Below are 26515 nucleotides of genomic sequence, written 5' to 3'. Positions count from 1 at the left end.
ATGTTTCACACATTAAAACACGGCAGTATTTTAGAAAAAGCAGCAGCAGAAACAGAACAAGAGATTTTACACGTACATCAGCAAATTGATCAAACGAGCGAACAAAATGAGTGGCGGGTGCTTGAAAGCTATCGAAAGCACAAAGTCAGTGACTCTCACTTTAATCCAACAACTGGATATGGCTACGATGATATGGGGAGAGACACGTTAGAAAAGATTTATGCGGATGTCTTCGGAGGAGAAAGCGGCCTTGTCCGTCCGCAGATCATTTCCGGCACACACGCGATTTCCATTGCTTTATTTGGTGTGCTGAGACCTGGCGATGAATTGATCTACATGACGGGAAAACCATACGACACGTTAGAAGAAATTGTCGGGATTCGCGGGAAAGAAGGGACAGGCTCATTAAAAGACTTCCAGATTGACTACAAAGCCATTGATTTGCTTCAAGATGGATCAGTCGATTACGACAAAGTAAAAGAGTCGATTTCTTCTAAAACAAAAGTGATCGGCATTCAGCGTTCAAAAGGCTATGCGTCGAGACCATCCTTTACTATAGAAGAAATTGAGCAAATGATTTCATTTGTGAAAGAGATAAATGAAGAAATCATTGTGTTTGTAGACAACTGTTATGGTGAATTTACTGAATTACAAGAGCCGTGTCATGTCGGAGCTGATCTCATGGCCGGTTCACTTATTAAAAACCCAGGCGGAGGTCTTGCCAAAACAGGCGGCTACATCGTTGGAAAAGAAAAATGGGTCGAAGCTTGCTCTTATCGAATGACATCTCCGGGCATCGGCAGTGAAGCGGGTGCATCGCTGTATGCGCTCCAGGAAATGTATCAAGGCTTTTTCTTGGCGCCGCATGTTGTAGCTCAAAGCTTAAAAGGCGCAGTATTTACGGCTCGTTTTCTTGAGAAGCTCGGATTCCAAACAAATCCAGCATGGAATGCGAAAAGAACGGATTTGATTCAATCTGTCGAATTTGGAGATCCTAAAAAAATGATTGCGTTCTGTCAGGCAATCCAGTATGCATCTCCGATTAACAGTCACGTCACACCGCATGCAAGCTATATGCCGGGCTACGAGGATGATGTCATTATGGCAGCGGGCACGTTTGTACAAGGTGCCAGTATCGAATTATCAGCCGATGGTCCGATCAGACCGCCTTATACTGCCTACGTGCAAGGCGGACTCACGTATGCCCATGTGAAAAATGCAATTTGCAGTGCTGTCGATGCCTTATTGGCTCAAGGTTTTATTGAAGTGCCTGCTCAATAAAAAAACCATGTTAATATTCCTAACATGTTGTTGACACATAATATAACATGACATATAATAAATTTAAGCAAAGAGGAGGAGACAGTTGAGATGAGTGATAACATTCGCCGCTCAATGCCTTTATTCCCAATTGGGATTGTCATGCAGCTAACAGAATTATCTGCAAGACAAATTCGCTATTATGAGGAAAATGGTTTAGTATTTCCAGCAAGAAGTGATGGAAACCGCCGATTATTTTCTTTTCATGATGTTGATAAATTACTAGAAATTAAAAACCTCATCGAACAAGGTGTAAACATGGCAGGAATCAAAAAGCTTTTTGCCAAAGCTGAGGCAGAAAATCCATCGTCTGATAAAAAGACGGAGGAAAAAACCACAGCTAAGCACAACTTGTCAGATGATGAACTCAGGAAGCTACTGAAGAAGGAACTCATTCAGGCTGGACGTTTCCAACAAGGAACGACCTTTAGGCAGGGGGATATGTCAAGGTTCTTCCGTTAACCAATTAGCAAAAGCATTGCTATACACATTTTACCTTTTGTAGGGGAGGAGTTTTACGAAATGGCAAAGTACACAAGAGAAGATATCGTAAAATTAGTAAATGAGGAAAACGTAAAGTACATCCGTCTGCAATTTACAGACATTCTCGGAACGATTAAAAATGTTGAGATTCCTGTGAGCCAGTTAGAAAAAGCTCTCGATAACAAATGTATGTTTGACGGTTCATCTATTGAAGGATTCGTACGTATCGAAGAATCAGATATGTACCTATACCCAGATCTAAACACATTTGTTATTTTCCCTTGGACAGCAGAAAAAGGTAAAGTTGCACGCTTTATTTGTGACATTTATAAGCCAGACGGGACACCATTTGATGGAGACCCGCGTAACAACTTAAAGCGTATCTTAAAGGAAATGGAAGAACTAGGATTTAGTGATTTCAACCTTGGACCTGAGCCAGAATTCTTCTTATTTAAATTAGATGAAAAAGGCGAGCCAACGCTTGAACTAAACGATAAAGGTGGATACTTTGACCTTGCACCAACAGATCTAGGTGAAAACTGCCGCCGTGATATCGTGCTAGAGCTTGAAGAAATGGGCTTTGAAATTGAAGCATCTCACCACGAAGTAGCACCAGGACAGCACGAAATTGATTTCAAATATGCAGGCGCAATCCGTTCTTGTGATGACATTCAAACATTCAAACTCGTTGTCAAAACCATTGCGAGAAAGCACGGTCTTCATGCGACATTCATGCCAAAACCATTGTTCGGTGTAAACGGATCTGGTATGCACTGTAACCTATCATTATTCAAAAATGGTAAAAACGCATTCTTTGATGAAAACGCAGATTTACAATTAAGCGAGACTGCTAGACACTTTATCGCAGGTATCGTCAAGCACGCAACAAGCTTTACAGCAGTCACAAACCCAACGGTTAACTCATACAAGCGTCTTGTACCTGGCTATGAAGCACCTTGCTATGTGGCATGGAGTGCACAAAACCGCAGCCCATTGATCCGTATCCCGGCATCACGCGGCATCAGCACACGTGTAGAAGTGCGCAGCGTAGACCCATCTGCAAACCCATACCTTGCACTAAGCGTATTACTTGCAGCAGGTCTAGACGGAATCAAAAACAAACTAGAAGCACCAGCACCAATTGACAGAAACATCTATGTCATGGACAAAGAAGAGCGCCTTGAAAACGGCATCGCTGACCTACCTGCAACACTTGCAGAAGCACTCGAGCTGCTAAAATCAAATGAAGTCATGATCAACGCACTAGGCGATCACCTATTCGAGCACTTCATCGAATCAAAAGAAATCGAATGGGATATGTTTAGAACCCAAGTACACCCATGGGAACGCGATCAGTATATGTCTCAGTATTAATAAAGAAAACCCCTTGGAGCCATTGGCTTCAGGGGTTTTTTATTTTGGTCAAAAAATGAACGGAACAATATTTTTGGTCCTTGACCAAAATATGACCAAAAAAATTTGAAGTTATGAATTTAACTCCACAATTAATTATACGTAAGATCGTGAATAAACAGACAATAGATAAAATCATTAATTATTACAAGGCATTGCTCAAGACTTCAATACAAAAATAGATGGCTGGTTCAACATGAAAGGGATGCGGCGATAAAAGTCTCGAAGATTGCTCGTTTTATTTTGGGAGAACGGATGGAGGGTCCTTGACACTTCCGTTTCAAATTTTGAAAGTGAAAAACGGACAAGCTATCTTTAGAAATTTACGAAAGGGCCATGTTTTATTTTAAGGGGAATAAATCATGACTATTATTCATTACAACTATTCAGATACAGAGTTAAAAGAAATTTTAGGCAGTATGATCATTATTGTGGATACGAGAGAACAGAAGAATCAACATGTTCTTGACTATCTCCGCAAAAAGAATGTATCAATCAAATTCAAAGGGATGAAGACGGGTGACTATTCCGCAATGATTCCCAAAAATGAGGCATACGGGATCAATAGAGATATGTATTTAAACGCTGCTATCGAAAGGAAAAATGGAGTTGACGAGCTTGTTCAATCCATTAAGGATCGTTCCAGGTTTGAAAATGAATTGATTCGTGCATCAAAAAACCCTTTCACTCTTCTTGTGGAAGACCTGGAAGGGTATCAAAAGATACTCAACGGAAAATATCGTTCAAAATATGAACCTAAATCGCTGCTCGATAGCTTGAAAACATTTGAAGTGCGTTCCAATTTTTCAACTGTTTTTATTAATCCAAGTGCGACCGGAAACTATATCTATCATCATTTTCATTATATGGCACGGGAATTATTAAAAGGTGGATTAGTATAGCAAAGCCCAGACAGCAAAGAAGTTGTATATGAGATGAGTTTTGCTGTCTGGTTTCTTATATAATCACTTATTTTTATCGTGTGAGTGTTTGAGTACCATCTAAATCGTAAACTGATACCCATCTAGCCTCTATAACACATGAACCATTACTAGATACTCTTGGATATACGACATAGATGTATTCTATCCATTCATTTCTTACGTTGTCATATTGAAACTTTACATCATGAATAAATACTCTAGTGCCATTTTTAAAGGCTGTCGATTGTGGTGGGACTGTAATAATCTGTCCAATACTTGGTTGATATTTTCTTAGTTCCGATCTTTGAATATTCGGTGCGTAATCATTGTGAATATAAGGTGACGGAACATGATAATACATTGGATACATTGAATACATTTTAAAACATCTCCTTGGAAAATAATTTACAGTTCATCGTATTTCTGATTTGTGTATAAGGTGATGGGTATAACTTATTGTCCTGTTTTTAGGACTTTGAACACGAAATGTAAAATAATTAGACGGAATATTCAAAAAACAATTGATTGAAAGGGGAAAATGAATATGGCTTTTGTAGGTTTTGAAGAATCACACGAGGTGCGGCAGCTGGCTAAAAGTTTAATTGATGAACACCACCCACATTTAAAAGATGCGATAGGACAAATTGGTTTTTATATTCGAGAAGGCAGTAGCAAATGGGCGGGGAAAGCGAAAAAATGCACGGCCTTTGAACGCCATATGACCGATTACATGCTTTTCGTATTTGTAAATAAGGAAGCCTGGAAGGCAATGAACAAGAAACAGCGTGCGCCCTGGTCGATCATGAACTAAACGGAAGAACCTGACCCGAAAGATGCGAAGAATTGGATCACTGTGTACGGGCCCGCCGATAAGCCTGACAGTTGGGCATTCGTGAGCACGATGTTGAGAAATTTTCCGAAATCATTGAGCGTCATGGTCTTTGGGATACGGGTATTGAATCATTCGCCGCAGTTGTGTGGGAGGCTGATCACCAAATGAATATTGATGATGTAAACCGTATAACAAGGGTGAAGTAGATGAGGAATCGGCTACTAATCTTTTATATCGTGTTTGGATCGGTTTCTGTTTAGCAGTCATGAATATAAATTAGGGAGGCAATGAAAGACTTGAGATTACAAGAACATCCAAGTGAAATTATAGATATTGAGACTTTAGGCACAGGAAAAGAGTCAATTGTTTTGGTTTTCTCCGATGGCAGAGCTAGATATGCACCGTTGCCGTCTCATGGCGAAATAAAAATTGTTACACATGATGATAAAGTAACTCGTGTTAATTTCAACGAAGGGAAGTTATTCTAATAAATCGTTCTACCGGAAAGCCGGGGGGCACTGATCATGACAGCATAAGCGCTGTTTGGTTGGTGTCCCTTTTTTATATTCAGAAAAGAAGAAAACGAGGTGTAAATCTATGTCTAAAAAAAGAACTGATGTTCCTAAGAGCTTTCATATGAAGAGATAAAGGAACTCGTGGGTATCCGCCCTAAATATAAAAGAAGCCGTGGCGGACGTTAAAAAGCAAATAAATGGGGAGGGTATTTTATGTTGGGTGAACCACCAGTAATAGATAAAAAGGAATCGAGAAAAAGAGTTGAACGTATACTAGACAATTATCGTTTGTATCTTCTTCAAATTCCTGATGATATGCTACCTAAAATAACGGCCGGATTTAGTATCGTGCCGCCAGCTGCGACGAATGCTTTTCATTCTTCTACAGAGAGTACGGCCATAAAACGTATTGAGTGGGAGCAAAAACGAAATGCATATCTTGAGAGAGTGCAAAAGGCTGTCAACCGTCTTCCGTATAACGAGAGACAAATAATCATTAAACGTTACATGCAGCAAGAACCTGTTTTCGATTACCAGGTATATAACGAAATTGGCATGAGTGAAAGATCATACACACGCCTAAAAGGGAAGACATTTCTTGATCTTGCTCATGCTCTCAATGAAATTGTATTTAAACGCACCCGTTTAGAGGTGTTTTTTATTTAGAAAAAAACGACCCCCAAAACTGGAAGTCGTTTAAAAAATTTGGCTTATTACTTTGAAACCCAGCACTTTCCATCAGTTAATTCTTCGCATTTTACAAGGATATAACTGTTACTACTTGTCCAAACTTGAGTGTAATTCTGACCATTTACTTTGACTAATACATAATTCCATGCATTAGGATAAGCGTCTCTGACCCATTCTAAGGCATTGATGCTTGCTGCACTTGCGGTATTCATGGAAAATAACATTGATGTAGAAAAGGCAACGGCTAATAAAACTTTTTTGATGGGTGATTTTTTCATAACAACCATCTCCTTAATTTGTATTTTAACCCATTAAATGTTAACGGATTAATCTAATAGTATCAAAGAGAAAAAACAATTTGTGTCGAAAAATGCAAAAAAACCTTAAAATTACCTATTTTCATAGGTGGGAATTTTCATAATTTTTTAAAAGAGTGCCTAACACCGATTAACGGTGTTTTTATTTTGGCGTGATGTTGGCGTAGCATGACCGAAAAAAGGTTGTAATATTGTATTATAAGATAGATTGAGAACGGCTTCCGAAGGAGATCGTTTTTTCATAATACAAATTTGTAAGTTAATTTAACATTTATGTTTCCTTTCCGATATAGACTTGGGAGGAAATTATATGAAAATTTTAAAGAAGATACTGTTTTATTTGTTCTGGATGATCAAAAAATTTATGGTTTTTTTAATTGTTCCATCAAAAAAATATTCAACAAGAAATTTCCAATTAATTATACAGGTAATTTTAGTTCGTAAATTCGCGGTATTTCTAAAATTTCCAAATGTTGAATTTTTATCTTTCCTATTAAGAAATATAATTATCTTTTCTATGATTAATTGGTTTGCAACTTTAGTTCTTTATCTAATAAGCAGAAAAGATCCAATATTTATGAAAAGTGAAGAAATATCCCCTTTCACACATGAAAACTCAAATATAAATAACATAATATTCCAGATTGAAAATCTAAAGAAATCTGTTAAAAAGTGGGCAGGAGATGATGAGGAAAAAGCTCTAAAAAATTTAAAGCTATTAAGAATACTTGATAAAGTTAATGCAGATAAAAAAAGATATAATTTCTTTATTAATTCTACAATAACTTTTATTTTAGGTTTAACGGCGACTATTATTTTTAATAAGGACGTAATGAAGGTTCTTAATTCTAAAATTGGACCAACTTCAATTGACGAAAATCTCATTTATTATACTAATGGATTCACTCTGTCTTTAATTGGAATAATGCTAGCAAGTAAACTTTTAATTCTAGGTCACAATATAAATAGAATAAATGAGCTTTATGAGGAAGTTCTTAATAATCTTATTTTAGAAATTGAAGAAAAAAAGATTGATACTGAAAATACCTCGATTTCCAATAACTAGATATACTTATTCAAAATAATTCTAATCAGTGTTTAATTTCATATATATATGTATTATGGCGCTTTCCCAAAAGGGATGGCGTTTTTTCTATTTGCTGTAAAGCGTCCCTGTCTGTTTATAAAAACAATGGCGGCTAACAAACAGGGAAGGCTTAGATCAAATAAAAAAGGAGCGATTGCAATGTCATTTATAAAACCAACAAGTTTGAGTTTTGTAAAGTCATCTGATGATGAGGGAAATAAAGAAGAGCAAGACTTTCAAAGAACCTTCGTTTAGGGATATTAACACTCAATGAAGTGCGTGCGCATTATGGACTAAAGCCCATAGGAGAGATTGGTAATGTTATTTATAGGGGGAGGAAAAACCAATGAAACCTATTAAAGAAACGTCAGAAGGTCAGATCATGTCGGATGAAAAGAATCATAAGGTGATATTTGTCCCGAGACATCAAAGACATCAAATGAATGAATCAATACAAGAAGATGAAACACCTGTGATTGAAGAAACAGAACAGCGACACGAAGACGGATCCGGCGCTTGATGATCTTACGAAAGAGGGACTTATGAAGCTTACTACGGGTCGAGGCATTGAAGTAAAGCCAGCGATGAACAAACCAACGATCGCAGCTGGACGAACTAAAGGAATACGATCCAGACCTTTATCGAATAGCCCGAAAAGGTCATTTTAGCATTAACGGAATTCGTGTTCTTCCTCAATTCGAGGTACGGCCGCATGAAGATATGATGCTGTCCATCTCAAAGGATTAATCGGCCTTTACTTAGAGCGGGTATGGACTTTGGTTTCGTAGAGTCATATAACGCTTTGATTCGACTGGCCGTCGATCACGAGAAGAAATATCTATGTATCTATTGGGAGTAATATCAAATGGGCACAACCGATGATGAAACTGAACAAGAGCTCATCGAATTTACAAAAACAAAAGAGCTGATCAAAGCGGATGCAGCTGAACCGAAAACCATCTCATACTTCAGGAAGATGGGTTACAACATGGTGGCTGCTCGTAAATTCCAGGGATCACGCTTGCAGTACACCAAGAAGATCAAACGGTTCAAGAAAATCATATGTTCCGATTCATGTAAAAACACGATCTATGAGCTTCAGCCGCTGACATACAAGACAGACAAGAACGGTAACATCATAGAAGACGAGTTTAAGATTGACCCTCATACTTTTTCAGCTATCTGGTATGCGTTAGATGATTATGAGGTCACCGATCTGAAAGAGCAGCCTAAAGAGCGGACACGTCCGAACAGAGATAGGAGGTCACGCTGATGAATAAAGTGAAAGCGACTGTGATTAAATCAACTGTTTCTGAAACGACCAAACAAATTCATAAAGAGACAGCTGAGAAAGAATGGACCCAACTTGAAGAGTTAACCAGGTATATGAACTATGATGAGTCAGCCGAAGTGGTTCTTGGTTATGTAATAGAAGACCGAGAGAAAACCGGTAATGGATTTGTCGAAGTTCTTCGTGAAGGTACAGGGAAGCCTGCAGGCATTGAATATCTTGATGCACAATATTTACGTGTTTGTAAGCTGAGCGATCCCTTGACGTCGAATTCCGATACACAGAAAACGGCCAAGTGAAGTCATTGCAACGGAAGAAGAGATTCAGGAAGTATGTGCAGCAGGTCAATACTAAAAAGTTTTCTTTAAGGAGTACGGTGATCCCAGAGTCATGAATGCTACTACGGGAGAATACAGCGAAGACACCCCATCTGATCTTGTAGCAAGCGAAGTCATCCACTTTAAGATTGGCAGCGGTACATATGGTGTTCCTCGTTGGATTGGTAACATCGTCAATATGTAAGGAGCGTGCAAAGCTGAAGAGCTGAACTATCTTTACTTTAAGCAAGGTCGTCATGTGCCGGCTGCAATTACTGTAGAGAATGGAATGCTTTCTGAATTTTCATATGAGCAGCTGCAGGAATACATGAACGGCATTGAAGGTTCAGATAATGCACATAAATTCCTGTTACTCGAAGTGAAGGGATTCCGAAGAAGGATGAGCTAGCGAACGATGAAGAGCCGGCTAATGTAAAGGTGGATGAGCCGATAGAAAACACAATACCTTTGTGCAAAAAGCGGAGGAAGATGAGGTCAAGGAACTCGAAGCAGCTGTAGCAGATTTCCCTGAACTGCAAGACATACCCTCTTTGGTAGAAGAATACGAGAAAACCATTGCTAGATTGTTCAGATTACAACGTAGGACGTTTTTAAACGCTCTGAATGGTTTTTTTAGATTCAGAGACGTTAGAATCCATTCTGGCGTTTTTTAATAATGATCTTTTCACTTCAGATGAATTTGCGGAGTTGTTCGTAAAAGAAACGGCTGCCTTTCTAACACTTACCGTCGCGCAACTGGCTGAGAAGATCATGTATTCCATCGATGCTATTCCTTTTAAGGTCTTATCCGAAAAAACCTCAGAGTGGATTGAATCATGGTCGCAGGAATTGGCGCAGCTGATGCAGCTGAATACTCATACGGCCATTGAGCAAACCTTGAAAGAAGGTATAAAAGAAGGTCGCTCTATCCAGGAGATTGAACTGGAACTGAAGGACCTTCCTGAATTCAGCCGGAAACGCGCACGTGTAACAGCCATTACAGAGGTGTTGACCGCTTCTTCCGTCGCTCAACATGAAACCTACGTCCAATCCCCGGCAGTAACGGGGAAGAAGTGGAAGCACAGCGGCGGGAAGAAGAATCAGTCAAGAGAAAGTCATGTGCAGCTGGACGGCACGATCATTCCTTTGGATGAGGAATTCGAGATACCAGGAAGCGGAGAGCGGTGCATTTCCGAGAGATACACAGCTCACGCCAAAAGAGAGAGTAAATTGTCATTGTGCGGTTGGTCCTGTGGTTGACCCAGTCATTTTGGGTTTGTCAGCTGAGGAAAAAGAAGAGATTAGAAGAAGAGTCTTACAAAACATGGAATGAAATAGTATAATATCCTCATTACTTTAGAAATGAGGGTATTGTGGATGATTGCAGAAGTACTAATAGCTTACAAGTGGCCGATAACTATAATTGTTCTCTCATGCATATTTAGAGAGCTTGTAATGAAAGTCGTTCCAGAAAGAGACGTAAATCTCAAATATAACAATGGGTCTTTAGAATTAAGCCTTAATCAAATTCAAGAAAAAGCACAGAAATATGTGGAAAAATCAATTGTTCATTCTTTAGCACTTGATGACTCTAAGCAGAATCAGATTCTTTATAAAAATTTTGAAGTGGAACTTCCAGAGCTAGTATCGAAAAAAGATACTCAGTCGATATCGGATATCTTAACTATCGCACATAATAATCCTATTGGAGCGATAAATAAAATATCCGAGAATTTCAGAGAAGATTTATATAAATTAATAGACTTTTATGGTGATTTAACTAACCTTTCATACGAAGGAGATACAGTCCATTGTCTAAATGTGCTGAGAAACAATGGTGTAATAACTAAACAAACTCATTCTGCTGCTTTAAGCTTCTATAATCTCTTTATTATGATTGATTTACAATCCGATTCCATAACAAAAGACTTTATAGAAAGTAAAGTTAGAGATTATCAAATTCTTTCTGTTGAGATTCTTACTAATATCAAAAATGAAATGGCACAGAAACTAAAAGACCTTGAATCATAGGGTCTTTTTCTTTTGAAAGGAGGTGAACATATGCCAAGGGAATTAAAAAACGCAAAAATTACGCATGTTTCATACGTAGACAAAGCTGCTACCAAAAGCAGTTCTTTTTTATGAAGTCAGAAAAAGAAAATGACTTTCAAAAAGAGATCAAGGTCATTGCAAAGGCTGATGATGCGCAGCGTCTTGTGTATGGTATTGTTTATGAACCAAACGTAGCAGATGCACATGGGGATTACATGACACCAGAAGAAATCGAAAAATCCGCTCATGGGTGCCTGAAGGATGCACGTGAGATTGATAAGCAGCACGACTTTCAAGGCGGTGTCGGGGAAGTCGTTGAATCTTATATCGCTCCTTCCGATTTTGAAATGGGCGATGAGCTGATCCGAAAAGGATCTTGGGTGCTTGTGACAAAAGCATCTGATGAAATCTGGGAACAGATTCAAAAGGGGTGAGATCACCGGATATTCAATGGCCGGAACAGCAGACATAGGTAAACAAGAGCGTGAGCCAGCTTCTGAAGAGAAGGGGCTTTTTTCTTTGCTCAAAAACTTCTTTTTGAAGAATGAGAAGCCAAAGGAAACAAGTGGTTAAAGATTTCCGATTAAAAAATTGAATTGATTGATAAAGTAAAGTAGTACTACTTCATTATAAGCACAAATACTGGTAGAATTGAGCAAGCAAACCATAAAATACAACTGAGTTAGAGCAGTATAGCCAATATTCGAAAATAATTAAAATATGAGGGAGAAATTTAATGGAGTATGTATTAATGGAACCACCAATTATAATGGAATCCTTTGAAACTTTATCAAAAAAAGAGGCTAAAATTCTCTTCGTTTGGTTTGTTAATCAGATACCACTTCGGATTGAAGTTTTGAAAAATGTTACTAATGAAGAGGTGGACTTTAATTTCACTCCCGAATCACTTATAGATATCTATAGTTGGTTTTTATCTCAGATTGAAATTTATGAATTATCAGAAGAAGAGATTGGTAGAGAATTAGAAGAATTAAGGCAATATCCTGATTTTATTTATGAAGATGAAAAAAAGAGCTTATTGGCTAATCCAGTTGAAATTGCAAAAGTGGACTATGCAATAGCAATGGATATCGGGATTTATTATGCAGAAGTTATTAGAAGAAACCATCCTCAAGTAAAGTGGACGTGCTTTACTAAGCCAAAATCTTATGCATACTTAAACAAGCCTATTCTTCATTTCGAAGAAGGCGACAGCATTTATTATGAGCGTGAACCTATAGATTTAATGTTTATTCTGAACCAACGAATTAAAAAAGGAGAAGTAACAGAGCGTACACTTTATGAAATGTATTTTAAAGATGAGAATTTGATATTGGGTGTAGATGAAGATCCTGAAGATGAAGATTAAAAAGAGTAACTTCTGACATGGAATTTGCTCTTTTCATTTTGTTTTTAGAAACTTGAATAAAGAAAGTATGTCTAAAATAAATACTCAACGAAAATGATTGTTTGCTGATACTCTATAATCATAATACTAGTTGGATTTCAAAAGAATATGGAGATAGCATAAAGAAGATGGGATATTTACAAAATGATTGAGCCCTTATGCGTCTTTTGGTTAATTTAAGAGCTGAAGATCCTTTTCAGTAAATATATTAGAATTGTATTAAATATGAAAATTAGTGAAAAGATACTTATGTAATCCAGAAAAGTATTAATTTTTAATGCCCTTAGAAATTGAGGGATTATTTTTAAATTAGGCAAGGAGGCTGTAATTTAGATGAGTTCGGATAAATTTAAAAGTATAAAGACTATAGAATATACCGAATTAAAGAATGATCTGAGGACTGGTGACCTTTTATTATGTTCGGGTGAATATTTGGTAAGTAAGTTAATTAAACAAGTTTCCAATTCACTCTTTAGTCATGTTGGTATTATTCTGAAGTGGAAAGGGCTATTATTAATAATTGAAAGTGTCGAGGACGATGGTGTTAGAATAGTTCCTTTAGAACATTATTTGACTAACTATGAGAATACAAATGAAAGTTATGATGGGAAGCTATATATTGCACGGCACAAACAGTTAAATGAAGATGGTGGTGAAAAACAAAATACCATTATTGTTAAAGGTTTATCTTTATTAAACAAGAATTATGATAAATCTGAAATAGCACAGATAGTTGCTCGAATAGGATTGGGAGTAGGTAAACATAAAGATAATGAGGAGTTTATCTGCTCTGAATTTGTAGATGTATGTTTTAAAGAGGCAGATATTTGTTTTACCTCAGATACAAAAGGTTTTATTTTTCCTGAACACATTGCTGCTGATGAAAATGTTATTCCTATCGCTCGAATAGGTTGATATTTGATTCATAACAAACTGGCCTTCGACATGAGAAAGGCTTGTTTGTTTATGCAATTACCTGTTGATTTTTTTGTGATAGGCATTAAAATAACATTTTGTGAATTCCACTTTTAGCGTAGCCCTTCTAAAAGAACTCAGAATTCGTTCAGTTGCTTGTCACTTCTAATCAGCGATTCTAAAGTCACTCATTCAATGTATTTGCGGGATACCGAAAATTTCTATTAGGGACAGTTTGTCTTTACATATGTTGTAAATCTAGTGTTAAAATATTATAAGGGATTTGCTTAGAAGGGGGTAAAGGGATGACAGAATTAATTGCCTCTCAGGAGGTAGGAAACATGTTAAACACCTGGAATCTTGCCATACAAAAAGGGGATTTGTCGGCAGCTATTGAAATGCAAGATGACATAGACAAGGCAATCGAGCAAATGGAAGAAAATCAAGATGTTCTTTTGTATTATCAACTTTTAAGCTTTAGACTTAAGCTAAAACTTCAGAATATTAGCAAAAACCTAGATAAACCATTCTTTGAGAGGAATGCACCAGACGAAAAAGAAGAGAAGACAAACAAACTCATGTCCTATTACTTCTATTTCTATAATGGGATCTATCATGACTACTTACAAGATTATGATAAGGCGCTAAGTTATTTCAGAATAGCTGAAAAGAAGTTGGCCTATGTTGATGATGAAATAGAAAAAGCAGAATTTCATTATAAATTAGCTGTTCTATTTTATGATTTGAAAATGACTTTCTTATCTAAATATCATGCTCAAATTGCTTGTGACACATTTAATGCACATGAATCATATATCAAAAGACAAATTAACTGTAGAATGCTGCATGCGCTGAACTTAATCGATCAATTTGAATATGAGAAAGCAAGTGAACTTTTTAACGAAGCAGAGAACATGATCCGAAGTATCAATGACAATCATTTAATTATTCATCTCTATTACAGCATGGGTTTTTTGGAAAGCAAAAGAGAGAATGCTGAGAAAGCATCTGCATTTTTTAGACGCACACTGAGTTATGAAGAAATTGAGAAACAAATGTTATTAAAAATGAGATGTTTATATGAACTAGCCAGAATAGAAGTATCAAATCAAAGCAATGAAGTGATTGAATGGGTTGATCTAGGCATTTCTTTGTCGGAACAAGTGAACCATCACATTTTTCAAATTAAATTTAAATTGTTTAAAGAACTATTATATGAAACAAATGAAACTCAACAAGCCAATATCAGTAATTTGTGTGCAGAGCTTGAAGAAAGAAGAGTTTGGGTTGATTTAGAGGAAATCTTGGTTGATGTGGCGAAATATTTAGAGGAAAAAGGCTTGTTGCAACAATCATTGAGTTATTATAAAAGAGCCTTACATGCAAGTCAATTTGTAGGAAAAGGAGTGAATTAAATGAAAAAGTCTTTTTTTATTCCATTATCAATAGCTGTGGTAGCATTAGGTACACTTTTCTTTACAAATGGTTTCATTCAACCTCAACATGATGATGTCCAAACCGTCGCATCAAGAGGGAGCTCTGGAGGATAATTGGTTAAAAAACGATAATGTGGATTAAAGTGTCAGACTCCTTATGATATTCTAGTAAAAGAATATTCCATAAAAGGAGTCTTTTTTATATGAAAATATTAGATGCTCCATCTTTACTATCAGCTGTCGAACAAAGGTCAAAAGTCTATCAGGAGCTTCGAGACGAAATGCAGCATGTGAAAAAAGCATTAAAAAGTGTGTCGGGATTAGGTGATGAATTTACTGGAAAAGGTGCAGACAATATCAAAGCCTTTTATGAGGATCTTGCGCTTTACACGGACACTTATCTTGATTTTATTGATATGCAAAAAGCTTTTTTAGATGGGGTAAAAGGAAAGCTTGATGATGAAACGTTAGGCGGGAGTACATTTATTGATGAGCATTTCTTAGACGCTCAACTGAAACAAGGGATTCAGAATAATAAAGATATGGTTAAGGAACAAAAAGAAGCTCTCTCCACTATTTTTGATGACATCAGTGATCTCATAGAACTGAATGTATTTTCAAGTAAAGAGGTCAATGAACATTTAGATGATGCGAACAAAAAAAGAAAAGATGCAATTGAGGCTGTACATAAAATAGATCATGAGCTAAAAACAGAATACGCAAAATCAGAAGCGATTGAAAAACACCTCTCAACTTTTTATGCAAAGATGATGGCTGCTACAGGAAAAGGAAAAAATGCGCAGCCCATGTATTACGATGCAAAAGCATTTCATGAGACAGATGTGTACAAGAATCATGATAAAATCGATGCACAGGTGAAAGCATATTTAAAAGTGAAAAAAGAAGAAAAAGAGAAACGAAGAATCAAAGAATTGAAGGAAAAGCTCAACGATCCTTCTTGTTTATCAGAAGAGAAATACTTTGAGATTGTAGACGAAATTGGTTATGAGAATCTTTCTTACGATCAAAAAATGTATTACAGCCAGCTTCTCCAGATCAAAGCGCAGGAAGAAGCCTCAGAGGGGTTCGTTGATGTTGTAAAAGGTGCAGCAGTAGGTCTATATGATGTAGCCAAAGATACAGTAGTTGGCATCTATGATCTTGTGACAGATCCTGGAGGTGCCGTTGAATCGGTCGTAACGGCTGTTTCCCATCCAATTGAAACATCGAAAGCGATTGGAAAGTCGATTTCAGACTCATTCCAAAAAGAAGTCATTGATGGTGATGCATATTCTCGATCACACTGGTTTGCCTATGCGACTGGTTCTCTAGCAGAAATTGTCTTTGGTTCTAAAGGTGCAGGAGCCATTACAAAAACGGGGACAACAGCGGCAAAAACAACGGTGAAGAAAGGCCTTGAACAAGGAGCAAAATCATTAGACAGAGTTTCTATTCCGAATCTATTGCCATACTCACCAAAGTTTCAACTGGCTGGTGGAGGGAAACTTCCTTACAATGTGTTTGATGGGGAGAATCTAAAAAATAAACTTCTTTCCATGGCAAAACACTTGGACAATCAGCCTGTATATGGTATCTCTAAGACAGGTAGAAGATTACCTGCACCAAAATCACCACCGACTGTTGTCAGTTACGGAGATCACTATGTGAAATGGAAACGCAAGAAGGTATTAAAACCAAATGTAGTTTATACAACAAAACAAGGGTACTCATACACTACCGATCACTATGGACGTATTGTCAAAGTCGAAGCAAGTGATTTAAAATACGGGGAGGTCAAAAGAAACCAGTACGCTCAGTCCAATTCAGGAAAGCCGGACCGATTACTAGATGATGACGGAGGTCATTTAATCGCGACTATTTTTAAAGGTTCCGGGGATATTGATAACCTGCTTCCGATGAATTCACAAATTAATCGTAGTGGTGGGAAATGGTATGAGATGGAGCAGAAGTGGAAAAAAGCATTAACGGCTGACCCGCCAAAGCATGTAGAGGTTAAGATTGAACCTGTCTATATGAATGATTCATTAAGACCTGCAGAGTTTCTTGTAGAATATAAAATCGGAGACCAAAAGAGATTTAGAACTATTAAAAATATGCCAGGAGGTTGAAGTATGGAAAAAATAGAAGAAAACTATAAAGAAATAGCAGAAATAATAAATGAAATGATTCCTGTAGAATGGGATAAAGTTTGGATGTATGCAGAAATCGTGGATGATTCGTCAGAAGTGAATTTTTATTTCTGTAACCCAGGCAGTGAAGAATTGATATATGGTCATAATATTCCCGAAAAGTATAGTGTTAGCAACTCTATTTATAAAGAGTTATTATTAAAACTTCTCCATTCTTTTGAAGATTTAAAAAAGGAATATGTAAAAAGTGGATTCGGAGATTGGTCGACAGCAATTTTAAAAATGGAGCAACCAGGGAAACTCTCGATTGAGTATGGATACGAAGATATTTATTCATTAGGCATTGATGGTGATCAAAGAATAGCAGTTTGGGAATATGAAACGTTCGGATTTTTACCCGACGATGAAGAAGATAAAGAAGCCGTATTAAATTATATAAAAAGTAACGACGATAACTAACTCAGAATACCCTCCGAATTAAGGAGGGTATTTGTTATATATTTTTCATATGAAACTCATTTCCATTATCTAAACCGATAAACCGTCACCTCACAATCACCCAGCACCTCTTCAATCATCTCTTCAACAGTCGTCCAATCGCCACCGGCCAAGCCGCAGCCAATCCCGTATGGAATGGCGATGGACGTTTGGTTTTTCTCTTCAGGTGATTGTGTCACTGTATCCTTTAGGTGTTGAAAGCAGCTGCGTAAAGCATCGTAGTCGGTTTGCTTTCTTGTTCTTCCATACCCAGCTTGGGCAAATAGGTTGGCAATTGTTTTTCCATCTTTTGTTGTGATGAGTTGAATGGAGCTTAACAAGTCATCTCCTTGTTCTGTACATAACTGTTTATAATCTTTGTACACATTCGGATATTTGCTTTTGATCTGTTTCGCTAATCCAGCGCCCATGACTCCTTTACAGTTCACCTGGTGACAAATGATGTCTTCGCTTGCCTCTAATATATTACCGTCTACCGTTTTGATCATATGCAGTAACCCCTTTTTGATAAAATGCAAACTTATGTTCTATTATAACAGTTTTGTTCCTGTGATTTAATAGCCTTTGATGAGTTTTTAGTTAGTACATGATGTTCAAGTGACAGCAAAGTGACAAACCTGTCATATGATTCCATGGTTTGTTCGTTCGATCGATGGAGGCAGACATCTCATTTCAATTATCCTTATCATAAATCAAGTAAAAAAGGATGAAATGAGATGCAGGGATTTAATGAAGATTTGTTTAGGTGGGTGAATCAGCTCAGTATTGATTATGGTTCCTTGAATCCGATATTTATTGGACTAGCTGAATATACAGTGCTGCTGGCAGCACTCATGTGTCTGTTTGTATGGTTTCAAAATCGCAGCAGGTACAATAGGGCGATGGTCGTTTCTGCTGGACTGACCTTCATATTGGCAGAGTTACTTGGGAAAATCGCAGGGGTGTTTTATTTCAATCAGCAGCCCTTTGCAGAAATGAGCCACGTCAATCTTTTGATTCAAAAAGAAGTGAATAACTCGTTTCCGAGTGATCATACCATCTTTATTTTTTCGATTTTCCTGATCTTTTGGCTGTTTCATAGACGCCATTTTTATTGGCTGATCATTGCGTGTGCTGTTGGATTTTCAAGGATTTGGGTAGGTGTTCATTATCCATTTGATGTCTTCGCAGGAGCTGCTATAGCGTGTTTAACAGCCGCTGCTGTTGTATATTTGCCGATATTTCAAAAAAGTGTTAATTCCCTCTTGTCATGTTCTGAGTGGCTTGAACAGAAATTGGTAGGGAAGAGAACTAAATAACATGAAGCAGTAAAATACCCCGATCTGTTAACGGCTGAGATCGGGGTACTGTTTATTTTCGCCAAAACGTTGAACAATCCGCTTTGTCTTCGATATTAAATTCAATGATTTTTTTCAGAAGAGGATAATCAACTGGCAAGCTTTCTTTCATGCGAAACATCTTTTTTCCATGATCGTACCCAGCTTGTACAATGTCAGCTGAAAATTGATCAATTCCTTTTCCTTCTGGTGCGACAGAAATGTGATGTTTTGCGACGCTAAACCCAATAATAAATGTGCCGTGATCTGTGAACATAGGCTGATTCCAAGCAATTCTTGGCTCTAATTGAGGGAATGTGTCTTCTACCCATTGTAAGATGTCTTGAGTGCGCTGCTTCAGCTCGGGGTTACCGATGTTGCTGATATATTCTTCAAACACATGCATGATGTTTATCCTCCATTTCCATCGACCTCATAAGCCTCAGACGGGATTCGAACCCGCACTCCTTTCGTAAGCATAGGCTAGGGGCAACACGCTTCCCTACGGAATTTCACCGACAGGAATTTCACCTGTCTCAGCTCGTGTGCTTTTCGGTGCTTCTGAAACCCTTGCCTTGCGACCCGCCAGCTACAATTTGTTTTACGGCGCTCTTCCCTTCTAGAGCTACTGAGGCGTGTAAGTGATTGATCATATTATATAAAGAAACTCGATAAATGAAAAGCTGCGCTGATCATTAGTTTACTGATCTTTAGGCGAATCGCACAAAATAGTCTTTGAAATGATGCGGTATTAACCATCATAAGATTAGAAAGCCCTAACAATGGGCTTTTTTCATTTCATCTCGAGATGTTTATTTTAAAAAAAGGCGGAATTTTTTCGCAAATATCATTGACTAGAAGAAAGAAACGCATTTTCAATGGAAACGGTTATTGAAGATTCAAGTGATTCATATTAAAATGATGTCAAATGGACGAATTAGCAATTGCTAATAGAAGTTCCATATTTAGTGAAATCATGTGCTGCAGCTGAAGGTGATTGGGGGTGTAGAATGAGCAAAGTTCCTGTTGCGGAATTGGCATCATTATTAAATGACTGGAACATGGAAATCAAAAAAGATCATGCAGATGAGGCAGAACGGTTATTTGCCAAAGCGAAACAAGCAGTAGAGGAAATTGACGATGCGGATATCCTCATATACTATTCTCTTCTTGAGAAAAGACATCACATTCTTATGTACAATTTAAGAGGGCAAAAGGGCAATGTTTCACCGAAAAGTATAGAGGGTCATTATGGAAAAAAAGAAGATGACCTGTCTAATCGTCTTGCCTATTATTTCGATTTCTATGAGGGTGTGTATGAGCAGCATCAAGGTAATTATGAGGTTGCATTGCAAATGTATCAAAGTGCTGAAAAGCTCTTAGATAAAATTCCAAGTGAGATAGAACGTGCTGATTTCGATTTTAAAGTGGCATGGCTTTACTACCGGCTTAGTCATATTATGCTTTCATTAAGCTATATCCGCAGAGCGCTCCACGTCTATAAGCGGCACAAGCAGTATGAAAGAAGAACGGCCCTTTCATACTCTCTTATAGCAGCGAATCTAACGGAGATCGGCCGGTATGAAGAGGCGCTTGAGAATTATCGTCTGGCAGAAGAAGTTTTGACAAGCGAGCAGGATGATTTTATGCTGGCTCAGCTTCATCACAATGTGGCCATTTTATATTCATTTTGGAACAAACCGAAGGAATCGATACGTCATCTTGAAAAAGCACTGTCCCATCAAGAGTACTATGATTCAGATTTCTTTTTCCATTCTACGTATCTGATCAGCCGGGAACTCTGTGTGATTGGTGAAAAGCAGCGTGCAAGCCAATATATAGAGGCTGCATATGCCAGAATAAAGGATGCTTCGCATGAAGTGTTTCAGCTAAAAATAGGCATCGTACATGATCTTTACTTAACGCATGCGCCACAAAGATTTCAGCAAATTGATGAGAAATTAAGAAAGTTAGAAGAGAAGAATGAATATCATGAAGTAAAAGAGCTATCACAATTTGCAGCAAAATATTGTGAAAAGCAAGCACTTTATGAGCAGTCTGTTTTTTACTTGAACAAAAGTTTAGAAGCAGATTTACATATGAAAAGAATGGGGTTGATTTAAGATGAAAACAGGACTAAAAGTATTATTTGTTGTTGGTTTAGCGGTCGCTGCGACTGTTCTATCGCAAAATGTAGCGGGTTCATTCGAAGTTGCAGAAAAAATCATTGGTGGTTAATACCATGTATCTCTCGCCCTTGTTGATATCGTCAGCAAGGGTTTTTTGTGTTTTAATAGGCTCTTCTTATTAAACGCTGCAAGAACGTTTAATAAGAAGAATTCGCAACAAAGGGGGTGTGCAAATTTATTACCTGCTCCATTATTCTAAATAAACATAGGGCAGAGCAACAAGTTAAAAAGGTCACTTTTCTTTGCTTAATTTAATTTTTTGCAGGACTTTTCATTCAAATTTTATCAAATTGGTCTAATGTACATAGAAGGAAAAGAAAAAGCAGGAGCACCGCCCCTTTTGTCATGCATATGATGAGATAAGGTCTGATTTGAAGGCAGGTGATTGTATGTATCCACGGGTTTATGGTGGTTTTCATGGAGGCGGTTTTAGCGGAGGCGGGGCACATATTGGTCCGGTTGGTTCCCATATCGGCTTTGGCGGGTATTATTTGAGCCCAGGTGTGTTCTCTGGCTTAGGCGGTTTTCCCGGGTACGGGGGATTCGGGACATTTTCTGGATATCCGTATGGTTCTACGTTCATCATGGGGCGCCCTCCTGGATTTTATGTGAGGAGTTATTAGTGTAAGATCACATTAATTGAAATAGCCATCTAAAGAGAGGCTATTTCAATTGGTGAAAGTGCTTCAATCCAGCTGTTATCACAATGATGCCTAGAATGATGATCGGCAGCCAAATGATGATAAACGGATCGTAACGATCTGTGTATGCAGCTAAAGCCGCACCAAGGCAATAGAAGACAATAGAGCCTATTCGCATCAAGCTGACAAGCTGGATAGGAGCTTTTCTTTTTTCCCTGTATGATATGCGCTGAGCTGCATCTTCAAATAGATTAGCGAGTGTACTCGTGAGAACAGTTGTGGAAATGCCAGCAACATTCAATTTACGAGCGGCTGCTGTCTGCATGCCCATGGCCATACTTAAAAGGATGATCAGCATAAAGTAAGCACCTTGTGTATAAGGGAAAATGGTCATGAGAGCAAATAGAAGCAAAATCATCACTTCTATGATAAAAATGCGTGTCACGGCTTTTGGCCAAAACGCTTTCTCATGCTTCCCGCCTACCACAACTGCAAGTAAAACCCCTAAAACGAATCCACTTAGAGCAATGATGGAATGCAGGGCCGTTAGCTGCAAGGAGCTTCCCGCTGCAATGCCAAGCAGCACAATATTACCTGTCATATTGGCTGTAAACACATGCCCTAGGCTTAAATAGCCAATTACATCCACAATTCCTGCGGAAAGACATAAGAAAATCAAAGCTGTATTACGAAATGAATGTGCGGTCAAAATCGTCATCCCTTTCTTCCTCTCTAATGAATAAGTGTAACGCTTCATGACCGCGGATGTCCATCTGATGAGAAGGTCACATGTGTGCAAGCTGATGTAAGACTTGTCTAAAAGCATCATCGTTCACAAGGTGCCTCATGCAGCGGAACGGATCGCCTTTTTCCTTTAAACGCTCTATGACAGCTGGCATCGTAAAAAGAGTAGGATGAAGCTCATCATGATAGAGTTCGTCCCATTCCAGCGGTGTCGCAACAAGTCCAAGCTCATTTCCTCTCGGGGAATATGGAGCGATAATTGTTTTTCCAGCATCATGCTGAATGTAGTCTAAATACAAGCGATTGCCGCGATTTTTCTTAAGACGTTCCAGAGTAAATAGATCCGGTGCTTGCTCACATAAAAATTGGCATATAAACGAAGTGAATTGCCTTGTTTCTTCGTATGTGAAGGCATTTTTCTTTAAAGGAATATAGACCTGAAGCCCTTTACCTCCGCTTGTTTTAATAAAAGCTGTGAGAAAAAGTCCGTCTAAAAGCGCTTTGATTCGTTTAGCAGCTTCGATGGCTAGATGAAATTCATTTACAGATGGCGGGTCCAGATCAAAGACGATTTCTGTCGGCCGATCCGTATCTCTTGTTTCAAAAGGGATATGAAATTCCATCGCTAGCTGGTTGCCAAGCCAAAGAAGCGTACGAGGATCATTACAGACTGTGTAAGAAATATCATCAACTTCATCTGTCAAAACAAAATCCGGCGCATAATCAGGAGTTGACTTTTGATAAAAGAATTCGTCTCCACTGCCATGCGGATACCGAATTAAAGTAAGACGCCTTTCACGTAAAAAGGGCAAAAGATAGGGAGCCACTTGTCTTAAATAAAGTAAGTAATCTGCCTTGTTCAGTTGAAGGGCCGGGACAATCGGTTTCTCAGGGTGAGTGACGTCTATAACAGTAGGGAGTGGATACAGCTGTTTAAGCATTTGCTGAAATGTACATGCTGATGGATCCGCATCCAGTAAAAAGGAAGAGAAACGCGGCTCTCTTAAGGCCGATCCATCAAAGGATATACAAGCAATGCTGGCAACGATAGAAGGAGGAATTTCATATGATGATCCTCCTGTTAACTGGCCCTTTGTCTGAAATAGCGTGCGCAGTGTTTGTTCTTCTTCTTTAGATAATCCATGCTTGAATTGGACAACCTCGATGAGAGCCGAATCTTGATAAATGGAGCCTTGGAAATAGCCATTTTCTTTGTCAAAACGGGTTACAATGACAGATACATACCGCCAGTTTTTTATTTTCAGCCATTCTTTTGAACGAGTATTGTCATGCCATTTACTCGTCTTTTTTTTCGCTACTAATCCTTCTGCTAAATACATCGTCATCAAGTTTTTCATGTATTCAGAGTCTAGGTCTGAATGAATGACCTGCAGAAGGGAAGGGTGCTCCAGCTGAACTGATGAAGGGAGCTTTGCGTCTTGGAAAACTTGCTGCAGCTGATTTTTTCTCTCCGTCAACGGTAAATCAACGAGAGGTTTCCCTTTACATCTTAATAGATCAAACGCAATGAAATGACATGGAAATCGTTCAGCCTGTCTTTGGATGGCTTCTTTGTTTTTCAGCCGGCCTCTTTGTTGAACCTTCGCAAACTCACTTTGCTGTTCACTTAGTAAAAAGACCAATTCTCCGTCAAGTGTCAGTGGTAAAAAGGGAGCAAATTCAACTCTTAATTGTTCGCACTGATCCATCACTTCAGGAAATTGCTCATTTAGCTGTTTTCCGGTCCTGCTTTCTAAACGAATCTCGTCTTCTTCCCATACAAGAATAGCCCGAAAGCCATCATATTTTAATTCATACACCCAGTCTGCACCCGCAGGTATATCATGTGCAGGTGTTAATCGCATAGGTTTCATTGTGCATGTCACTTCCTTATATCATGTGTTCTTAGAGTGGGATGAAATTTTCAATCACATACATAAGTATGGTGAAAACATTACATAGTAAGGAGAAAAGAACGGAGGAAGCGCGATGCATACAGTATGGAAAGGCGGCATTAGTTTCGGATTGGTCAATATTCCAGTCAAGCTGTTTACCGCTACAGAGAACAAAGACATTAAATTAAGACAGCTGCATAAAGAGTGCCACACGCCCATTAACTACAAGAAAGTATGTGCTAATTGCGGTGAAGAGGTAGCACCGGAACAAATTGTGAAGGCGTATGAATATGCGAAAAATAAATTTATTGAATTGGACGATGAAGAGCTAGAAAAATTGCGAAAAGAAAATGAAGAAAAAGCCGTTGAAATCATTGATTTTGTAAAGATTGAAGAGATTGATCCTATTTATTATGAAAGAAGTTATTTCTTATCACCGGATACCGGTGGAGCGAAGGCTTATTCATTATTAAGAAAAGCTTTAGAGGAATCGGGGAAAATTGGTGTGGCAAAAATTATGATCCGCTCAAAGGAGCAATTAGCGATCGTTAGGTGCTATGAACATATTTTGCTGATGGAAACCATTCATTTCCCTGACGAAATTAGACAAGTATCAGATGTACCGAATATTCCCCAAGAGGAGAACATTGTCAAGAAAGAGTTAGATACAGCGCTCCTTTTAATCGAGCAGCTGACCACAACATTCGATCCAGCGGCATATCAGGATGAATACAGAGAACAGCTGATGAATTTAATTGGCGATAAAATATCTGGAGAACATACCGTTCAACCTGAAACGACAGGTAAAAAAGATCCTGCATCCAATGTGACTGATTTAATGGCCGCACTACAGGCATCAATCGACCGATCAAAACCAGCCAAAGCGAAAAAAGCAGCGCCTAAGAAAAGAAAAACACCAGCGAAAAAAGAAAAGAATGCATAAAATAAGACCGCTGACGAGCGGTCTTATTGCGGCTTTAACACGTCCTGAATCGTCCCATCTTTTCGGTGAATGACAACGGATGTTCCTTTATTAGCTGAAATCTCCTTTGCCCGGTCAATTGCTTCTTGTTTTGTTTCTTTGACCTCACTTGCTCGTTTCGCTTTCTCTGTTTGAATCGCCCAGCCTTCCTTGTGCTTCACTACATGCTGCGCATGATCCATGAGCTCTGGTCTTGCGGAGCTACTGCCCTCAGAAGGTTTGACAGAACCATGAGATGAGAAATTCTCTACCTCTTTCTCCGTTGCGTTCTTTTTCCACTCTTTCGCTTGACTGATTGCAATTGGAATGGCTCTATTTTCCTCATAGCCTTCCTGTATCATTTTATTGGCAATCTCAAGCGCTTTTTTTCGAATGACGTTGTCTAATGATTGAAATGAAGCTGGATAATCGTTCATCGTCCAAGGCATATGAACCGCTCCTTTCTGTTATTTTATTTGAACACCTTCCCCCATCTGCAATGGGTCAAACATACAATGTCTCTCAAACTAATGTTAGGGATAAAATACATCGTTTTGCTGAGGCAGAATATCATCAACTCCTGCAGAATAGAAGGTAGAAAAGGAGTGATTTTGATGATGATGAAAGGTTTATATGAAGCACATTTACCTGTGAGTGACTTGAAGGCATCTATTGCGTTTTATGAAAAATTGGAATTGACACTTGCTCATGAAAATGAACGAGTTGCTTTTTTATGGATTGAGAAAGGAAAGAGCTGGCTTGGCCTGTGGAAAGTAGATATAAATGACTTTCCATACCATCCAGCGACTCGGCATGTTGCCTTTCAAATTACAACGTCTAGTATCGAACAGATCAAGACTTGGCTGATTGAAAGAGGCATCAGCATTCACCCAATGTTTGGTTTTTCAGAAGAAAAGCAGCCTTTAGTTCTCGATAATCCGCCGCAATTTCATGCAGCGATCTATTTTCTTGACCCAGATGAGAATCTGCTTGAATGCATTGCTCCGCTTGAACTTGATACAGGTGAAGACTACGATATCATGACGTATGAGGATTGGGAACGAAAGAAAAATCCGTTTATTGATTGACAAAATCACTCATTGTAACTATATTGATTACAAC

The 26515-nt window shown here is 38.3% G+C and carries 28 protein-coding genes and 4 pseudogenes; 26 read left to right on the top strand and 6 right to left on the bottom strand.

The features are described 5' to 3' along the window. The 8 genes from AC3WTB_RS00815 to AC3WTB_RS00780 all read left to right on the top strand — a co-directional run bounded on the left by AC3WTB_RS00815 (position 1) and on the right by AC3WTB_RS00780 (position 6152). Positions 1-1281 (top strand): methionine gamma-lyase family protein, encoded by a 1281-nt coding sequence (locus AC3WTB_RS00815; RefSeq protein ID WP_492333201.1) that lies wholly within the window; start codon positions 1-3, stop codon positions 1279-1281. 90 nt (positions 1282-1371) lie between these two features. Beyond that, a complete protein-coding gene (locus tag AC3WTB_RS00810; RefSeq protein WP_039178801.1) occupies positions 1372-1782 on the top strand; it encodes a MerR family transcriptional regulator in 411 nt (136 codons plus the stop codon). Positions 1783-1842: 60 nt separating this feature from the next. Next, positions 1843-3177 carry a type I glutamate--ammonia ligase gene (glnA, locus tag AC3WTB_RS00805; protein WP_492333200.1) on the top strand — a complete coding sequence of 445 codons (1335 nt, stop codon included), beginning with the start codon at positions 1843-1845 and terminating at the stop codon, positions 3175-3177. A gap of 401 nt (positions 3178-3578) precedes the next feature. Further along, positions 3579-4118, top strand: a complete 540-nt coding sequence (locus AC3WTB_RS00800) for an ERCC4 domain-containing protein (RefSeq protein WP_492333199.1) — start codon at positions 3579-3581, stop codon at positions 4116-4118. Positions 4119-4683: 565 nt separating this feature from the next. Beyond that, a complete protein-coding gene (locus AC3WTB_RS00795) occupies positions 4684-4950 on the top strand; it encodes a putative metallopeptidase (RefSeq protein WP_235354799.1) in 267 nt (88 codons plus the stop codon). Between the two features lie 71 nt (positions 4951-5021). Further along, complete coding sequence (locus AC3WTB_RS00790; RefSeq protein WP_492333198.1) at positions 5022-5177, top strand: hypothetical protein; 156 nt, start codon at positions 5022-5024, stop codon at positions 5175-5177. A gap of 90 nt (positions 5178-5267) precedes the next feature. Continuing rightward, positions 5268-5459: an XtrA/YqaO family protein gene (locus AC3WTB_RS00785; RefSeq protein WP_492333197.1), complete on the top strand. Its 192-nt coding sequence runs from the start codon at positions 5268-5270 to the stop codon at positions 5457-5459. A gap of 240 nt (positions 5460-5699) precedes the next feature. After that, on the top strand, positions 5700-6152 hold the full coding sequence (locus AC3WTB_RS00780) for an ArpU family phage packaging/lysis transcriptional regulator (RefSeq protein WP_492333196.1): 453 nt from the start codon (positions 5700-5702) through the stop codon (positions 6150-6152). 47 nt (positions 6153-6199) lie between these two features. Here AC3WTB_RS00780 and AC3WTB_RS00775 read toward each other — a convergent pair whose 3' ends face one another. Next, positions 6200-6454: a hypothetical protein gene (locus AC3WTB_RS00775; RefSeq protein ID WP_039178814.1), complete on the bottom strand. Its 255-nt coding sequence runs from the start codon at positions 6452-6454 to the stop codon at positions 6200-6202. A 349-nt stretch (positions 6455-6803) separates the two neighbouring features. Between AC3WTB_RS00775 and AC3WTB_RS00770 the strand changes: the two genes are divergently transcribed. The 13 genes and pseudogenes from AC3WTB_RS00770 to AC3WTB_RS00710 all read left to right on the top strand — a co-directional run bounded on the left by AC3WTB_RS00770 (position 6804) and on the right by AC3WTB_RS00710 (position 17608). Continuing rightward, on the top strand, positions 6804-7559 hold the full coding sequence (locus AC3WTB_RS00770) for a hypothetical protein (RefSeq protein WP_039178821.1): 756 nt from the start codon (positions 6804-6806) through the stop codon (positions 7557-7559). Positions 7560-7926: 367 nt separating this feature from the next. Next, complete coding sequence (locus tag AC3WTB_RS00765) at positions 7927-8100, top strand: hypothetical protein (protein WP_158333013.1); 174 nt, start codon at positions 7927-7929, stop codon at positions 8098-8100. Between the two features lie 83 nt (positions 8101-8183). Beyond that, positions 8184-8853, top strand: a pseudogene (locus AC3WTB_RS00760) (PBSX family phage terminase large subunit); the annotation flags it as partial. Positions 8854-8912: 59 nt separating this feature from the next. Beyond that, a pseudogene (locus AC3WTB_RS00755) lies at positions 8913-9632 on the top strand (phage portal protein); the annotation flags it as partial. A gap of 26 nt (positions 9633-9658) precedes the next feature. Then, positions 9659-10521: pseudogene (locus AC3WTB_RS00750) on the top strand (phage minor head protein). 44 nt (positions 10522-10565) lie between these two features. Then, positions 10566-11219: a hypothetical protein gene (locus AC3WTB_RS00745; protein ID WP_492333195.1), complete on the top strand. Its 654-nt coding sequence runs from the start codon at positions 10566-10568 to the stop codon at positions 11217-11219. Positions 11220-11249: 30 nt separating this feature from the next. Further along, positions 11250-11789 (top strand): annotated as a pseudogene (locus AC3WTB_RS00740) (XkdF-like putative serine protease domain-containing protein); the annotation flags it as partial. Positions 11790-11991: 202 nt separating this feature from the next. Continuing rightward, positions 11992-12609 carry a hypothetical protein gene (locus tag AC3WTB_RS00735; RefSeq protein WP_492333194.1) on the top strand — a complete coding sequence of 206 codons (618 nt, stop codon included), beginning with the start codon at positions 11992-11994 and terminating at the stop codon, positions 12607-12609. A gap of 372 nt (positions 12610-12981) precedes the next feature. After that, positions 12982-13563: a YiiX/YebB-like N1pC/P60 family cysteine hydrolase gene (locus AC3WTB_RS00730; protein WP_492333193.1), complete on the top strand. Its 582-nt coding sequence runs from the start codon at positions 12982-12984 to the stop codon at positions 13561-13563. Positions 13564-13868: 305 nt separating this feature from the next. Continuing rightward, positions 13869-14978: a response regulator aspartate phosphatase gene (locus AC3WTB_RS00725; protein WP_492333192.1), complete on the top strand. Its 1110-nt coding sequence runs from the start codon at positions 13869-13871 to the stop codon at positions 14976-14978. Next, positions 14979-15113, top strand: a complete 135-nt coding sequence (locus AC3WTB_RS00720; RefSeq protein WP_254966822.1) for a hypothetical protein — start codon at positions 14979-14981, stop codon at positions 15111-15113. It abuts the gene before it with no gap. Between the two features lie 89 nt (positions 15114-15202). Then, positions 15203-17128, top strand: a complete 1926-nt coding sequence (locus AC3WTB_RS00715; RefSeq protein ID WP_492333191.1) for a T7SS effector LXG polymorphic toxin — start codon at positions 15203-15205, stop codon at positions 17126-17128. Between the two features lie 3 nt (positions 17129-17131). Then, positions 17132-17608: a TIGR01741 family protein gene (locus AC3WTB_RS00710; RefSeq protein WP_492333190.1), complete on the top strand. Its 477-nt coding sequence runs from the start codon at positions 17132-17134 to the stop codon at positions 17606-17608. Positions 17609-17673: 65 nt separating this feature from the next. Here the strand turns inward: AC3WTB_RS00710 and AC3WTB_RS00705 are convergent, their stop codons facing one another. After that, a complete protein-coding gene (locus tag AC3WTB_RS00705) occupies positions 17674-18135 on the bottom strand; it encodes a macro domain-containing protein (RefSeq protein WP_492333189.1) in 462 nt (153 codons plus the stop codon). A gap of 228 nt (positions 18136-18363) precedes the next feature. Between AC3WTB_RS00705 and AC3WTB_RS00700 the strand changes: the two genes are divergently transcribed. Further along, positions 18364-18945 carry an undecaprenyl-diphosphatase gene (locus AC3WTB_RS00700; protein ID WP_492333188.1) on the top strand — a complete coding sequence of 194 codons (582 nt, stop codon included), beginning with the start codon at positions 18364-18366 and terminating at the stop codon, positions 18943-18945. A 52-nt stretch (positions 18946-18997) separates the two neighbouring features. Here AC3WTB_RS00700 and AC3WTB_RS00695 read toward each other — a convergent pair whose 3' ends face one another. Next, the gene (locus AC3WTB_RS00695; RefSeq protein ID WP_058837630.1) at positions 18998-19369 is read right to left on the bottom strand and encodes an iron chaperone; all 372 of its coding nucleotides are present in this window, start codon (positions 19367-19369) and stop codon (positions 18998-19000) included. A 604-nt stretch (positions 19370-19973) separates the two neighbouring features. On the opposite strand from AC3WTB_RS00695, the gene AC3WTB_RS00690 reads away from it, so the two are divergent. Then, positions 19974-21086, top strand: coding sequence for a response regulator aspartate phosphatase (locus tag AC3WTB_RS00690; RefSeq protein ID WP_126681888.1), 1113 nt, complete (start codon positions 19974-19976; stop codon positions 21084-21086). Positions 21087-21541: 455 nt separating this feature from the next. Continuing rightward, on the top strand, positions 21542-21775 hold the full coding sequence (locus tag AC3WTB_RS00685) for a hypothetical protein (RefSeq protein WP_024425111.1): 234 nt from the start codon (positions 21542-21544) through the stop codon (positions 21773-21775). Positions 21776-21815: 40 nt separating this feature from the next. Here the strand turns inward: AC3WTB_RS00685 and AC3WTB_RS00680 are convergent, their stop codons facing one another. Next, positions 21816-22511 carry a YoaK family protein gene (locus AC3WTB_RS00680; protein WP_126681889.1) on the bottom strand — a complete coding sequence of 232 codons (696 nt, stop codon included), beginning with the start codon at positions 22509-22511 and terminating at the stop codon, positions 21816-21818. 67 nt (positions 22512-22578) lie between these two features. Next, on the bottom strand, positions 22579-24411 hold the full coding sequence (locus AC3WTB_RS00675; protein ID WP_492333187.1) for a DNA ligase D: 1833 nt from the start codon (positions 24409-24411) through the stop codon (positions 22579-22581). 115 nt (positions 24412-24526) lie between these two features. Here AC3WTB_RS00675 and ku point away from each other — a divergent pair, with 115 nt between their 5' ends. Next, entirely contained in the window at positions 24527-25375 is an 849-nt protein-coding gene (gene ku, locus AC3WTB_RS00670; protein WP_048240214.1) for a non-homologous end joining protein Ku, read from the top strand. A gap of 23 nt (positions 25376-25398) precedes the next feature. On the opposite strand, the gene AC3WTB_RS00665 is transcribed toward ku, so the two are convergent. Next, positions 25399-25842, bottom strand: a complete 444-nt coding sequence (locus tag AC3WTB_RS00665; RefSeq protein ID WP_039178858.1) for a DUF2188 domain-containing protein — start codon at positions 25840-25842, stop codon at positions 25399-25401. Between the two features lie 165 nt (positions 25843-26007). Here AC3WTB_RS00665 and AC3WTB_RS00660 point away from each other — a divergent pair, with 165 nt between their 5' ends. After that, positions 26008-26481 (top strand): VOC family protein, encoded by a 474-nt coding sequence (locus AC3WTB_RS00660; protein ID WP_081258458.1) that lies wholly within the window; start codon positions 26008-26010, stop codon positions 26479-26481. The last annotated feature ends 34 nt before the right edge of the window (positions 26482-26515 follow it).

It is taken from the genome of Bacillus sp. EB106-04-04-XG123 (genome assembly GCF_058791855.1).
The sequence above is the reverse complement of the archived record's forward strand: the minus strand, read 5'-3'. Positions and strand labels throughout refer to the sequence as shown.

Excerpts from the sequence above, each read along its gene's own strand:
- AC3WTB_RS00775 (WP_039178814.1), bottom strand. The coding sequence starts at position 6,454 with ATGAAAAAATCACCCATCAAAAAAGTTTTATTAGCCGTTGCCTTTTCT.
- AC3WTB_RS00730 (WP_492333193.1), top strand. The coding sequence starts at position 12,982 with ATGAGTTCGGATAAATTTAAAAGTATAAAGACTATAGAATATACCGAA.
- AC3WTB_RS00690 (WP_126681888.1), top strand. The coding sequence starts at position 19,974 with ATGAGCAAAGTTCCTGTTGCGGAATTGGCATCATTATTAAATGACTGG.
- AC3WTB_RS00780 (WP_492333196.1), top strand. The coding sequence starts at position 5,700 with ATGTTGGGTGAACCACCAGTAATAGATAAAAAGGAATCGAGAAAAAGA.
- AC3WTB_RS00815 (WP_492333201.1), top strand. The coding sequence starts at position 1 with ATGTTTCACACATTAAAACACGGCAGTATTTTAGAAAAAGCAGCAGCA.
- AC3WTB_RS00710 (WP_492333190.1), top strand. The coding sequence starts at position 17,132 with ATGGAAAAAATAGAAGAAAACTATAAAGAAATAGCAGAAATAATAAAT.
- AC3WTB_RS00800 (WP_492333199.1), top strand. The coding sequence starts at position 3,579 with ATGACTATTATTCATTACAACTATTCAGATACAGAGTTAAAAGAAATT.
- AC3WTB_RS00810 (WP_039178801.1), top strand. The coding sequence starts at position 1,372 with ATGAGTGATAACATTCGCCGCTCAATGCCTTTATTCCCAATTGGGATT.
- AC3WTB_RS00705 (WP_492333189.1), bottom strand. The coding sequence starts at position 18,135 with ATGATCAAAACGGTAGACGGTAATATATTAGAGGCAAGCGAAGACATC.
- ku (WP_048240214.1), top strand. The coding sequence starts at position 24,527 with ATGCATACAGTATGGAAAGGCGGCATTAGTTTCGGATTGGTCAATATT.
- AC3WTB_RS00745 (WP_492333195.1), top strand. The coding sequence starts at position 10,566 with ATGATTGCAGAAGTACTAATAGCTTACAAGTGGCCGATAACTATAATT.
- AC3WTB_RS00715 (WP_492333191.1), top strand. The coding sequence starts at position 15,203 with ATGAAAATATTAGATGCTCCATCTTTACTATCAGCTGTCGAACAAAGG.
- AC3WTB_RS00795 (WP_235354799.1), top strand. The coding sequence starts at position 4,684 with ATGGCTTTTGTAGGTTTTGAAGAATCACACGAGGTGCGGCAGCTGGCT.
- AC3WTB_RS00770 (WP_039178821.1), top strand. The coding sequence starts at position 6,804 with ATGAAAATTTTAAAGAAGATACTGTTTTATTTGTTCTGGATGATCAAA.
- AC3WTB_RS00725 (WP_492333192.1), top strand. The coding sequence starts at position 13,869 with ATGACAGAATTAATTGCCTCTCAGGAGGTAGGAAACATGTTAAACACC.
- AC3WTB_RS00700 (WP_492333188.1), top strand. The coding sequence starts at position 18,364 with ATGCAGGGATTTAATGAAGATTTGTTTAGGTGGGTGAATCAGCTCAGT.
- AC3WTB_RS00685 (WP_024425111.1), top strand. The coding sequence starts at position 21,542 with ATGTATCCACGGGTTTATGGTGGTTTTCATGGAGGCGGTTTTAGCGGA.
- AC3WTB_RS00720 (WP_254966822.1), top strand. The coding sequence starts at position 14,979 with ATGAAAAAGTCTTTTTTTATTCCATTATCAATAGCTGTGGTAGCATTA.
- AC3WTB_RS00665 (WP_039178858.1), bottom strand. The coding sequence starts at position 25,842 with ATGCCTTGGACGATGAACGATTATCCAGCTTCATTTCAATCATTAGAC.
- glnA (WP_492333200.1), top strand. The coding sequence starts at position 1,843 with ATGGCAAAGTACACAAGAGAAGATATCGTAAAATTAGTAAATGAGGAA.
- AC3WTB_RS00765 (WP_158333013.1), top strand. The coding sequence starts at position 7,927 with ATGAAACCTATTAAAGAAACGTCAGAAGGTCAGATCATGTCGGATGAA.
- AC3WTB_RS00675 (WP_492333187.1), bottom strand. The coding sequence starts at position 24,411 with ATGAAACCTATGCGATTAACACCTGCACATGATATACCTGCGGGTGCA.
- AC3WTB_RS00695 (WP_058837630.1), bottom strand. The coding sequence starts at position 19,369 with ATGCATGTGTTTGAAGAATATATCAGCAACATCGGTAACCCCGAGCTG.
- AC3WTB_RS00735 (WP_492333194.1), top strand. The coding sequence starts at position 11,992 with ATGGAACCACCAATTATAATGGAATCCTTTGAAACTTTATCAAAAAAA.
- AC3WTB_RS00680 (WP_126681889.1), bottom strand. The coding sequence starts at position 22,511 with ATGACGATTTTGACCGCACATTCATTTCGTAATACAGCTTTGATTTTC.
- AC3WTB_RS00660 (WP_081258458.1), top strand. The coding sequence starts at position 26,008 with ATGATGATGAAAGGTTTATATGAAGCACATTTACCTGTGAGTGACTTG.